Genomic DNA, 12,240 nt, shown 5'->3' with positions numbered 1-12,240 from the left:
AATAAAAAACCCCTGTTGAGTTCAATCATCAGGGGTTTCTTTTTGAATAGAGGATGCATTATGCATGCTGGCCCTCGTGTACGCCTTCAGCAAATTCCTCTGTTATTTTGTCGTTGAAGGCAGGTAAGTCGGCAGGGCTGCGGCTGGTGACCAGGCCCTGGTCAACGACAACTTCTTCATCTACCCATTTGGCGCCTGCATTGATCAGGTCTATTTTGATGGTCCTGGTAGAGGTCATGGTCCTGCCTTCTGCTACTTCTGCACTAATGAGTACCTGCGGCCCGTGACAGATTGCCGCGACCGGCTTTCCTGCTTCAAAAAAAGCTTTTACAAAAGCCAGTGCGTCTTCATTTTTTCTTACGGAGTCCGGGCTCAGGACACCGCCGGGAATGAGCAGCCCATTGTACTCATCTGCGGTTGCTTCCATAAGGGTTTTGTCCACGTCTACATATTGTCCCCATTCATGGTCGCCTTTCATGGCCTGGATCTTTCCGGGTTTTGAAGAGATGATGTGTACGGTCGCTCCTTCTTCTTTTAACCGCTGTACCGGACTGGTCAGTTCGGATTCTTCAAAGCCACTTTCTGCTAAAACGGCTATTGTTCTATTGCTTAACTGTCCCATAATTCTGAAATTTTAGGATGAATAAAAAGATATCAGCGCAGGTTTTTAAACCCGCCTGATAACAGGACATTCTGAAAGAAGTATTGTTTTGATAATTTTAAAATAGCCGCTTAATCGTTAGTTCGCCTGTGGCGGACAAAATACATGGCCAGGTTTCCAGCGATGAATACATGGTTGATCAGGTTGGGGATCAGTCCGTAATACTTGCTGAAGATGCGGAAGCGTTCCCTGAGACTTGCAAAATGTTTTTTCTTGGATATTCCGCCAACCAGGTATTTTGCTACATACATGTGCGTATTGACAATGCTCGATGCATTTTTGGCCGCCCTGATGATCCAGTCTATATCTGAACTGTACTTGTACCTGAGGTCAAAGGGCTGTGCCAGGCTTCGTTTTACATATATAGCCTGATGACTTATGCTCATGCCGTAGCGGAAGCTTTTCCAGTTGAATATTTCGGGAGCGCAATGTCTTCGCTGTCCCAGGCTTTCCCACTGCTCATTGTACATTTCAGTTTCCCCATAGTAAATGTCGGCAGCCGCCGCGCTTTCAAACACTTCTGTTACCGTTTCCGGGGCATAGATCTCATCGCCGGAATTCATGAACAGCACATAGTCGCCGGTGGCCAGGGTGAGGCCCTTGTTCATGGCATCATAAATGCCATTGTCCGGCTCTGAGAGGAACCGGGCCAGTCTTGGCCGGTATTTACCGATCACCTCGACAGTGCCGTCTTTTGAACCGCCGTCAATGATAATGTACTCAATGTTGCGGTAGGTCTGGTTGAGTACGGACAGCATCGTGCGCTCAATATCCTTTACATTGTTATAAACGATAGTGATAACACTTAATTTTGGCTGCATGCGGATGAGATCTTATGTTTTTTTGTCTTTGCCTATTTGGGCTGAAGGTCCAAAAGGGTTTGATACAATAATAAGTGTTTTTCTGCAATAACAGTTTCAGAGAATTGTGATAATATGGTTTTTCTGGCTTCTTTCTGAATTTCGTGGCCCTGATCTTCATGGTAAAGCCATTCCATACCGGTTGCCAGGTCTTCTGAGGATTCGTATTCAGCAAGGTAGCCATTTTCCAGGTGTCTGACCATGTCTGGAATACCGCCGGTTTTGAACGCCACTACCGGTGTGGCGCATGCCAGGCTTTCCATCACGGTGTTTGGAAGGTTGTCCTCCAGTGATGGGGTAATGAAGGCATCTGCGGCAGAATAGCATTTGGCCAGGTGCTCATCATTGTGGACGGTTCCCAGAAAAGTTGTTTTAAAAGGGAATTGCGGCATTTCCGCATTGGGCTTATTGCCAAATATGATGAGTTCAATGTTTTCCTTAACAATGCCCGGCCGGGTGGAAAGGTCATTCAGTGCATCAATCAGGTAGGATGTTCCTTTGTGCTTGTCGTCTTTTGAAGGCATGAAGCCGCTCATCAGCACAAATTTATCCGGGCTGATCTTTAAGATCTTTTTGGCTTCAGCTTTGACGTAGGGCTTGAAAATACTGGTCTCAATGGTGTTTGGGATGACGGTGACTTCCCTGAAGCCCATCAGACTGCTTAGTTTTATGGATTTTGCCATCCAGTTGCTGGGTGCTACAATGTGGCAGTTCAGTTCGGAATAGGCTTTCTTTTTCCGCAGCCAGGTTTTGTGGGAAAGGTCATCCTTGCCGCTCATTTTTAGCAAAGGGCAAAAACCACACTCCTTATAATAATTTTCACAGGAATAGCGCACATGGCAGCCGCCGGTAAAAGCATTACTGTCGTGAAAGGTCCATACAATTGGTTTTTCCAGTTCATCCAGCTGGGCAAGGAATTTTGGAGACAGAAAGCCATGGTTGATCCAGTGCAGGTGGATGATGTCGGCCTCCTTTACTGCCGGATGGTTGATGACCGATGTGCCAAACCACTGGAGGGAGAAAGGGGTTTTCAGGCCTTTTTTAACTACTGACTTGGATAAATAACGCTCAGACAGGATGTTGAAGATCGCCCTGGCTTTCTGAAATTTGCTTTTGCTGAATGTGCCTGTTCTGCTGCTTTCTTTGAACTGAAAGTAGACCATGACGCTGGATTCTGCACCACTGGCATTTAATGCGTCATTGAGCCTGAGGCAGGCCCGCCCTGCGCCCCCATTGCCTTCGTATGTATTTAAGTGTACTACTTTCAAACTCACCAAACTTAATTAAAATTTACTGATCCATATGTCAAATTTCAAACAGAAACGTCCGGGGACCTGTTTTGCCGGCATTGACATACAGACGAAAAATCTTAGGGAAAATTACATGTATTTTAATCTTTATTAAAACTCTTGTGTATTTTAGCTGATACCATGGCCTTTAAAAAAGCAGTATGCTGATTTAAGGGCCTTAAACCAACCAAGCTTTTCAAATCCAATGAAGAAAACGTTTATATTTTCCCTGATTTCTGCGTCCATATTTTCCGTTTCAGCTGTTCTCGCGCAGTCAGAAACCAGGTTCACGGCTTACCCAGCCCTGACTCCTGATGCGAAAACAGTAATATTCAGTTATGAAGGAGACTTGTGGCGGGTTGCGGCCAATGGGGGTGAGGCAAGCCGGATTACAGCCATGCCTGGAAATGAGATCAATCCCCGGGTATCTCCCGATGGCAAACAGCTGGCCTTTTCTTCAGACCAGTTTGGAAACTACGATGTGTATGTGATGCCCATGGGCGGAGGGGAAGTCGAACAGCTGACCTTTAATGATGCGGCAGACGAGGCGGACAGCTGGAGCTGGGATAGCAAAACGATTTATTTTACGTCGGGGCGGTACAATATGTATTCTTCCTATAAGGTAAACGCAAACGGAGGTACGGCAACAAGGCTGTTTGAAAATTATTTCAATACGGTACACAATGTAGTGGAGGCACCAAATGGGGAACTGTTCTTTAATGATACCTGGGAGAGTAAAAACTTTGCCAACCGCAAACGTTATAAAGGCGCATACAATCCGGATATCCAGTCGTACAATCCGAAAACAAAGACCTATAAACAGTATACAGATTATAAGGGGAAAGATTTCTGGGCAACTTTAGATAAGAACGGAAATATCTACTTTGTATCTGATGAAAGTAACGATGAATACAACCTTTATACTTTTTCCGGTGGAAAGAAAACAAGATTAACCAGCTTTGATTCAGCAGTAAAGCGTCCTTTTGTTGCAGCATCAGGAAATTCTATAGTGTTTGAAAAGGATTATCAGATTTACCTATATGATGTGGCTTCGAAGAAATCAAACAAAATAAACGTGACAATTTCGAGAAATAATGTCTTGTCTAAAGCCCAGGAATTTGATGTTAGAGGAGCGATATCCACCTTTGACCTCTCGCCGGACGGCAAAAAACTGGCTTTCATTTCCAGGGGTGAATTGTTTGTGAGCGATGCGGAAGGCAAATTTATCCGCAAAATAGAACGGGGCGCGGACGACGCCTTTGCTGAAAGGGCACTGGAAGTTAAATGGCTGTCTGATAACCGCAGGCTGTTGTTCAACCAGACCTATAAAGGCTATCAGAACTGGTTTACCATAGGAGCAGATGGAAGAGGAGGGCTGAAACAACTGACCAAAGACAACAGCAACAACAGGGACATCACTTTCAATAAGGAAAAGACTCAGGCCGTATACCTGAGCGGAAGAAACGAAGTTCGCCTGCTGGACCTGAAATCGCTGGAAAGCAAGACGATAGTAAAGGATGAGATCTGGGCGTTTCAAAACTCCGCGCCGACGTTTTCACCAAACGGGGAATATGTACTGTTTACGGCTTACCGGAATTTTGAACAGGATATTTTTGTCCACCACATTAAGGAGAACAGAACGTTGAACCTGACCAATACCGGAGTTTCCGAGGCTTCGCCATTTTGGTCTCCTGATGGTAAATACATATTCTTTACCAGTTCGCGGACCAGACCTTCCTACCCGACGGGAATGCAGAATGCACATGTGTACCGTATGGCTCTGGATGAATACGACGATCCTTACCGGAGTGATAAGTTTGACGAGTTGTTCACACCAGACAAAAAAATAGAAAAACCCGCTGACAAGAGTGTAAAAAAAGAGGATAAAAAGGTTAACGCTAAGAACAGTGCTGCTAAAAAAGATACAGCAAAAAAAGACAGCGTCGCTAAAAAAGAGGTTAAGCAGGTGAAACCTGCAAATGTGATCACCATCAACACCGCCAATATTATGGACAGGATTGATCAGATCAGCCCGGGGTTCGGTACGCAATACGGTTCAGATGTATTTGCCAAAGGCGAAAAAACATATGTATACTTTTTTTCAAATCATGAAGGCGGTTCACCATCTCTTTACAGAACCATTATAGAACCCTTTGAACAGAATAAGACAGAGAAGGTAGCCGATGGAGGTGATGTGTCCATTGTCGAGTCCGGAGGCAAGTTTTATGCTTTGTCTAAAGGTGTGATCAATAAATACAATATAGACGGGAACAAACTTGAGCCTGTGAGCATGGGCTATAAATTTACCCGCGACCTGAGCAGTGAGTTCAGCCAGATGTTTTATGAGACCTGGGCCGGGCTGGAAGAGAATTTCTATGATGAGCATTTTCACGGAGTGGACTGGCTCAAAATGCAGCAGCGTTATGCGGCCTATTTACCTGATGTAAACAACCGTTCAGACCTGAGGGTATTGCTGAATGATATGCTGGGTGAGCTGAATTCTTCGCACCTGGGTTTCAGCAGCTATGGAACAGAAGAGCGCAAGAACCTGAACTATGCCACCAATGAAACCGGAATCATTTTCTCTGCCGGGGACCCTTACAAAGTGGACCGCGTGGTAGCCAGAAGTAACGGGAAGCACCTTGGGGTGAATATTAAACCGGGAGATGTCCTGACTGCTGTAAACGGTGTGAAGATAGACAAAAACAAAGACAGGGATGCGTATTTCACCAGCCCTTCACTCGAACAGGAGCTGACACTCACGCTGGACCGGGACGGCAAAATGGTAACGGCGAAAGTACACCCGCAGAGTTCGGGTGCATTGCGCGGAAATCTTTATGATGAATGGATCGCCAAAAACCGCGAACGTGTGAAGCAGCTGGGCAACAACCGGATCGCTTATACCTATATGAAAAATATGGGCGGGGGCGAGCTGGAAAGCTTCCTGCTGGACATGGTGGCGCAGGAAAACAACAAGGAAGCAGTGATCCTGGACCTGCGCTATAATACTGGTGGAAATGTGCACGATGAAGTGTTGAAATTTTTGGCCCAGAGGCCGTATCTGCAGTGGAAATACAGGGGCGGTAAACTGGCGCCTCAAAGCAATTTTGCGCCTGCGGCAAAACCCATTGTACTGCTGATCAATGAGCAGTCGCTGAGTGATGCGGAGATGACCGCTGCAGGGTTCAAAGCGCTGAAGCTGGGTAAAGTTATTGGAACGGAGACTTACCGCTGGATCATCTTCACCTCAGCCAAAGGGCTGGTCGATGGTTCTTCTTATCGCCTGCCTTCCTGGGGCTGTTATACACTGGATGGCAAGAACATTGAAAAAGAAGGGGTAAGTCCGGACATCTATGTAAAAAATACCTTTGAAGACCGGCTGGCAGACAAGGACCCTCAGCTGGAAAGGGCTGTGACGGAGATTTTAAAAGATTTGAAATAAGGACAGATGGTGTGGGCAGACTATTTTTTGATGATGTGTTCTGCGATATACCGTTTTATTCTTTTCCATAAGGATCCTTTTCTGTGTCTTAGAAAGTCCTTTATGGCTTCATAGGCGGTGCGGTCCTCTTCGATCAGATCCGGGAATTTTGTAACCGGGTTTGGGTTGATGATGACATTATAGATGTCATTTATGCCCGAATGGACGCCTGAGCCATCGTGGCCAATGTTGTTGACAAGAGACTGAGCGGGATTTAAGGTAAGCCCGCCTTTTAAAAATATAGAAGCGTACCAGCGGATGGCCCAGGAGTTGTTCCTGCCCTGTTTAAATTCCTGGATTTGTTTCCAGAAATTCATAGTCCGGTCTATCGTAAACGCATCCTTTTTTGCAGCGTCAAACTGGGCTTCGAGGACATGGATATCCGGCTCAAAATGTTTCCAGGCCCGTTCCCATGTAGCCCAGCCCCAGCTTCCGGCAGCCCGGTAAAAGAAACTTTCCGGCAATCCGGCATTTTTTAGCGGGTACATATAGGCACTGATGTGCATGACCCTATCTTCATTGCGGTAGCGGTTCAGCGCCTCGTTAAAATAGGTTAAGGTATAAGGCGAAGTAATGAGATCATCCTCAAGGACAATCACTTGTTTATAGTCTTTGATGAGCTTGCTGACTCCTGTAATGATGGATTGTGCCAGGCCCATGTTCTCTCCGGCCTCGATGACCTCAACGGATTTAAAGCCGTCAATGTGTTTCAGGAGCTCCCTTACTTCCATTACCTGTGTCTCATCTGCTCCTGACCTGAAGCCGTCTGAAAAAACGAAAAGCCTGCTTTCCGAAGCCAGTTCATTCTGCTTCAGGAACTTAATGGTGCGTTCTGTATGTTTAGGACGATTGTAAACAAATAAAGCGATGGGTGCAAGGTTTTGCATAGGTTTTTATAAGGTAGACATTACAAAAGTATTAATTTTTAGTTGCTGCCGGGGGCCTGGACTGAAATATGAATTTACCGGTCAGTTCTTTCTTAAAAAAGTATTATTTTCGGCTTTTTATAATTGATATGATCGAAGAAAAGTATGCCTCTGGTGCAGCAGTTTACGGGGATGATTTTAACCTGGAGCAAATTAAGGCGTGGTATCATCAGGAAGCTGAAGCTTACGCAAATTTGGGCAGTAAGGAGTTTGACAAGTATACTTACGAGTATCATCCCTTAAACAATCTGCATGGCTATAAATATTTGCCGGACCGGAAATTTGAGCGGGTACTTGGCCTTGGTGCGGCATGGGGGCATGAATTTTATCCGGTCATAGACAAAATATCGGACCTGCACATTATAGAACCCTCGGATAATTTACGTTCGGAGACGATACAGCACTTAAAGCCGGTGTATACCAAGCCCACTGTTGAGGGCACGATTAATTATCCTGACAATTATTTTGACCTGACAACCTGTTTTGGGGTAATTCACCACATTCCAAATGTGACCTTAGTTTTAAAGGAACTTTACAGGGTAACCAAACCCGGAGGCTATCTGCTTTTGCGGGAGCCGGTGATCTCCATGGGCGACTGGACAAAGCCGAGAAAAGGGTTAACAAGAAATGAAAGGGGTATTCCTTTGGCCATATTCAGGTCTGTAATCAAAGAACTGAATGCGGAGGTTGTTAATGAAGGAATGTGTTTTTGCATGGAATCTTTTCTTCAGCGCGGCTGGCAGCGGATTTCAAACAAGCCACTCCATACTTTTAAAAGCTATATGGTATTTGACAAATGGCTTTCGAAACTTTTTGCCTGGAATATACATTACCATGCTACAAAAAAGCTGGAACGCATTGCGCCACAAAGCGTTTATTACGTCCTAAGAAAAAGATAGTCAGTCTAATAATAGACTGAGTTTTAGATATCCAGACAGTTGTCAGGTTTGTAGAATATCGAGGTGTATTTAGAAATGATTACGCCAGGTGCTATTCCAGAGAACGGCAGGTACTTAAAGCCATTCTTTTTGAAAAAATCATGTGCTTCTGCATATTCAGTCCGCTCAGAATCATCCAGTACTACGACCCCGTTTTCTGTTAAGGAATGGATGGCTTGTTTACAGCAGTTTACCCTGTCCCGTCCATCTACAATGATCATATGGAATTTCCTGCCCGTTATGCCTGCGCTTTTAGAGTAATCGCCACCCGGCGTTAAGTCGCAGTGGATCATGTTGACATTCGGCAGTCTGATCTCTGAACTCTTCTCAAACCATTCCTTGTCATGTTCTACTGAGTAAACGGATTTAGCTAAGCCTGCATAGAAAATGGTAGAATTACCGGAACCGAATTCAAAGATGTCGTGTTCCTTATTAATCCTGTCTTTAATAAAATCTATAAACGAATAGGTAACCCATGCGATTGGCTTGCCATCCTGGTCAATGGCGGACTTGGTCCTGTATGCATCAAACCAGCCCTTGTCTGCAAGGTAGCCTTTGATGCCCAGGGATAGCAGAACCTTAAGTTTGGCGGGATTAAGAAGCGATAGTGGAGACAATTTATTTTTCATTTGCTGCTTAATCTTTAATGCCGTCTATGATGAGCGATGAATAGCCGATAGGTTCTTTGAAGCGGCTGTCGTACCTGCTGGAGCGGTGTACATGGCCGTCTTCACTGTTCCATTCGTTAAAATGAAACTGATGGTTCTCATCGTAGTATTCGAGCAACCTGGTCCTGAAACCTGCGGCCTCAAATGCCTTTGACAGCTTTTTATAATCGTATAATAGCTTATGGTCAAAGGCCCCGGCACCATAACCCCCGGGTTTTACCATATCAATATAGTCCGGGTTGGGGTGAAAGCCATCAGGCACGGCAATCCTCACGGTACCGCCTTTTTCAAGGTATTTGTAACAGTTCTTTAAGGCAAGAATGGCGTCGTCGTAACTAATGTGTTCAAAAACATGCTCTGCCAGGAAACGGCTTGCCTTTTTATCGCCGAACAGATTTTCAAATGAGGAGATCTCCAGCAGATTGAGGTTTTCTATATTGGTTGGAAGCCAGTTTTTATAGTCAGTGGTGTGTGCTCCTATGATGATGTTCAGCTTGCCGGTACTGTTCTTAATTTTGGACTTTAGCCGGATAAGATCCAGTATGTTTTTAGGTTTGTAAACGATTGATCTGATTACCTTTCTTAAGGATGCCATCTGTTATTCTGTATAAAATGTGCTTTGTGAGCACCAAAGTTAAAAGGTTAAACGCAAAAAGCTAATTTATAGGGATAAATATTGAACGTCGCTCTCCATCAGGCTTTGTTGGAGCGTTCGCTGATTTTTTGAACCAGTGTGATGAGGAACAGGGATTTAAACATCATGATGGCCTGTTGTCTGAGCCCGGGAATAAAAAAGATGAAGAAGGTTGCTGCAAAATAGGCAACCAGAGTAGCAATGGCCGCACCCATGATGCCCGTTAAAGGGATGAGCCAGAGGTTTAGGATGATATTGATCACTGCGCCTATGCCGGTCCTGAAAAAAGTAAGTTTATTAAGGTCCTCAGCAATCATGAACTGTCCGTTGGCTGTTCCCAGAAAGACAAATACACCTGACCAGACATGAACGGCAAGGATAGGTGCGGCATCGGAGTATTCAGGCATCAGTTTATAAATGAACGGCGAGGCGAAGGTAACAGCCAGGGCAAATGACATGCTGAACCAGACCATGAGGTCATACAGGTTCTGGAGCCTCTTTTGGTAGCGCTCCGGATCATCTCTCCGGGCGTTGAGGATTGCTGGAAAGAGAGAAGATACAATCACACTGGGAATAAAATACAGGGCGGCACTAAAGTTTACCGCTGTTGTATACGTGCCCTGAGCCGCTGGCCCGATCATTTCATGGAGCATGAGCTGGTCAATGTTCATGTATAATGACACCATAATACCTGAAATGATCAGCGGCCATGAAAAAGCAATTAACTTTTTAGAAAGCTTAGGGTCAAAGCTCCAGTTCAGCAACCGGCGGCCCTTTCTGTTGTAGATGATGAAATAGCCAAGGGCTAACCATATAAAGTCAGCAATACTCGCGTAAATAAATAGTTCCAGCGGACTTTCGGTATAGATCAATACCATTTTGATCAGTGCGGAAAAGAGCGTGCCTGCTATTTGTAGCTGCATGATGTATTTTGACCTGACCTCTGCCTGAAAATAAGAGTCTATGACGTTAAAGGATTGGAAAATGCCAATGAAAGAGAGGATCAGTACATAAATGTACGGCGTATCCTCCAGGCTGAAAAAGAACCAGCTCAGGTAAATCATCGGTATGCATACCAGCCCTGCTATAAATTTCATTCTGAAAGCGGTACCAAGAATGCGGTCCCGCTCTTTAGGATAAGCATGAAGTTCTTTGACGATCACCTGGTCCAGCCCCAGTGATGCAACCGCAGCAAAAAGCATCACATAGATGATCGCCCCGTTTAAAATCCCGAAGTTTTCTGGCTGGAGATAATTGGCGATCTGTATGGTGACCAGCATTTTAATGACAAGGCTGCCGACCTTTCCGAACATCAGCATTCCGGTGTTCTTCAGGTATTTTTCAAATGCCTCTTTGTCAAATCCTTTAATGGCAGGTATTTTCATCGCTGCAAAGATGCTAATTTAAATTTCTTCTCAATTGAACTGGTTAAAAGTGGTCGAGGAGTTCTTCCAGGTGTGTGATCTGCCATTTTACATCATCAGGAAATTCCTTGCTCTGCGGATTAAAGTAAATGGCTTTCATCCCAAAACCTTGTGCACCCCGTATGTCTGCTTCTATGCTGTCCCCGATCATAATGCATTCTTCTTTTCTGGCTTTGGCTTTATCCAGCGCATATTCAAAAATGGCTTTGTCGGGTTTGTTGACCCCAACATCCTCTGAAATAATGACGTTGGTGAAATAGGGGTTCAGCCCGGATACCTCCATTTTGATCAGGGTAGATTCTTTGAAACCATTGGAGATGATGTGCAGGGTATATTTCTGCTTCAGGTAACCCAGTACTTTTTCAGAGCCAAGAAAGAGGTTCTTTTTATGGGGGGTAATGCGCACATAATCGTCTTCAAACTGCTGCGGGATTTTTTCCGGATGAATGCCTAACTGTATAAAAGTCCTGCTGAAGCGCTCTGCACGCAGCGTTTCCTTGGTGATTTTTCCTACATGATAATCAGCCCAGAGGCTGTGGTTGTTTTCCGTATAGGTGCTGATGAACGCTTCGGCAGAAGCCAGGCCGAGTTCTTCCAGTTTATAGTGCAGGTAAAGTTCATGGAGTGTCTCCTGCGCGTTCTTGTCAAAATCCCAGATGGTATGGTCAAGGTCGAAAAAAATATGCTTAATCATGGTCGTAGCTCATTACAGCTTGGTGCCGTATGCCAGATCGCCGGCATCACCTAAGCCGGGCACAATATACGCTTTACTGGTCATTTCCTCGTCAACAGCGCCCAGCCATAACCTGGCTTTAGGAAAGTTTGCCCTGACATGACGTACGCCTTCGGCACTGGCAATAGCAGATACGATGTGGAGTTCTTTGATCTGGTATCTGCGGGTAAGTTCTTTACAGCAAAGTACCATGCTTAATCCGGTGGCGAGCATGGGGTCGGCCATGATCACAGTTTTACCGCTGAGGTCCGGCGAGGAAACATATTCCATTTGTATTTCAAAACTGCCGCTCTTGTGGTTTCTGCGATAGGCTCCAATAAAACAGGAATCGGCTTTGTCAAATATATTTAAAATCCCCTGGTGCAAAGGGAGTCCGGCGCGTAATATTGTAGCCAGTACAGGTTGTGCCGCCAGCTGCGGCGTGAGGGCAGTGCCCAAAGGTGTCTGAGTTTCGGTGTTGCTGTACTCCAGCGTTTTGCTGATCTCAAAAGCAAAATACTCACCGAGGCGTTCCATGTTCCTCCGAAAACGCATGGCATCCTTCTGTATGTTTTCATCACGAAGCTCGGCGATAAAAACGTTGGCAATGGAACTGGTTTTGCTGAGATCATGTATCATTACTTAAA

Annotated in this window: 11 protein-coding genes; 2 read left to right on the top strand and 9 right to left on the bottom strand. The window is 45.2% G+C overall.

All coding sequences use genetic code 11. The annotated features are described in order from the left end of the window. Window positions 1-58: 58 nt before the first annotated feature. The 3 genes from QEP08_RS19505 to QEP08_RS19495 all read right to left on the bottom strand — a co-directional run bounded on the left by QEP08_RS19505 (window position 59) and on the right by QEP08_RS19495 (window position 2,795). Window positions 59-622 carry a type 1 glutamine amidotransferase domain-containing protein gene (locus QEP08_RS19505; protein ID WP_285060365.1) on the bottom strand — a complete coding sequence of 188 codons (564 nt, stop codon included), beginning with the start codon at window positions 620-622 and terminating at the stop codon, window positions 59-61. Between the two features lie 110 nt (window positions 623-732). Then, window positions 733-1,482, bottom strand: a complete 750-nt coding sequence (locus QEP08_RS19500) for a glycosyltransferase family 2 protein (RefSeq protein ID WP_285060364.1) — start codon at window positions 1,480-1,482, stop codon at window positions 733-735. Window positions 1,483-1,514: 32 nt separating this feature from the next. Next, a complete protein-coding gene (locus QEP08_RS19495; protein WP_285060363.1) occupies window positions 1,515-2,795 on the bottom strand; it encodes a glycosyltransferase in 1,281 nt (426 codons plus the stop codon). A gap of 220 nt (window positions 2,796-3,015) precedes the next feature. Between QEP08_RS19495 and QEP08_RS19490 the strand changes: the two genes are divergently transcribed. Further along, entirely contained in the window at window positions 3,016-6,252 is a 3,237-nt protein-coding gene (locus QEP08_RS19490; RefSeq protein WP_285060362.1) for a S41 family peptidase, read from the top strand. Window positions 6,253-6,272: 20 nt separating this feature from the next. Here the strand turns inward: QEP08_RS19490 and QEP08_RS19485 are convergent, their stop codons facing one another. Further along, window positions 6,273-7,178, bottom strand: a complete 906-nt coding sequence (locus QEP08_RS19485; protein WP_285060361.1) for a glycosyltransferase family protein — start codon at window positions 7,176-7,178, stop codon at window positions 6,273-6,275. A gap of 128 nt (window positions 7,179-7,306) precedes the next feature. On the opposite strand from QEP08_RS19485, the gene QEP08_RS19480 reads away from it, so the two are divergent. Further along, complete coding sequence (locus QEP08_RS19480) at window positions 7,307-8,116, top strand: class I SAM-dependent methyltransferase (RefSeq protein WP_285060360.1); 810 nt, start codon at window positions 7,307-7,309, stop codon at window positions 8,114-8,116. Window positions 8,117-8,139: 23 nt separating this feature from the next. Here the strand turns inward: QEP08_RS19480 and QEP08_RS19475 are convergent, their stop codons facing one another. The 5 genes from QEP08_RS19475 to upp form a co-directional block, all read right to left on the bottom strand. After that, on the bottom strand, window positions 8,140-8,784 hold the full coding sequence (locus QEP08_RS19475) for an FkbM family methyltransferase (protein WP_285060359.1): 645 nt from the start codon (window positions 8,782-8,784) through the stop codon (window positions 8,140-8,142). A 7-nt stretch (window positions 8,785-8,791) separates the two neighbouring features. After that, on the bottom strand, window positions 8,792-9,418 hold the full coding sequence (locus QEP08_RS19470; protein ID WP_285060358.1) for a class I SAM-dependent methyltransferase: 627 nt from the start codon (window positions 9,416-9,418) through the stop codon (window positions 8,792-8,794). Between the two features lie 98 nt (window positions 9,419-9,516). Next, window positions 9,517-10,842: a flippase gene (locus tag QEP08_RS19465; protein WP_285060356.1), complete on the bottom strand. Its 1,326-nt coding sequence runs from the start codon at window positions 10,840-10,842 to the stop codon at window positions 9,517-9,519. Between the two features lie 43 nt (window positions 10,843-10,885). Further along, window positions 10,886-11,575 carry a YjjG family noncanonical pyrimidine nucleotidase gene (locus tag QEP08_RS19460; RefSeq protein WP_285060354.1) on the bottom strand — a complete coding sequence of 230 codons (690 nt, stop codon included), beginning with the start codon at window positions 11,573-11,575 and terminating at the stop codon, window positions 10,886-10,888. Window positions 11,576-11,587: 12 nt separating this feature from the next. Beyond that, complete coding sequence (gene upp, locus QEP08_RS19455) at window positions 11,588-12,232, bottom strand: uracil phosphoribosyltransferase (RefSeq protein WP_285060353.1); 645 nt, start codon at window positions 12,230-12,232, stop codon at window positions 11,588-11,590. Between the last annotated feature and the right edge of the window lie 8 nt (window positions 12,233-12,240).

This window comes from Pedobacter ginsengisoli (genome assembly GCF_030244015.1).
In the GTDB taxonomy this organism is placed as follows: Bacteria; Bacteroidota; Bacteroidia; order Sphingobacteriales; family Sphingobacteriaceae; genus Pedobacter; species Pedobacter ginsengisoli.
This window is presented reverse-complemented; position numbering and strand designations above follow the sequence as displayed.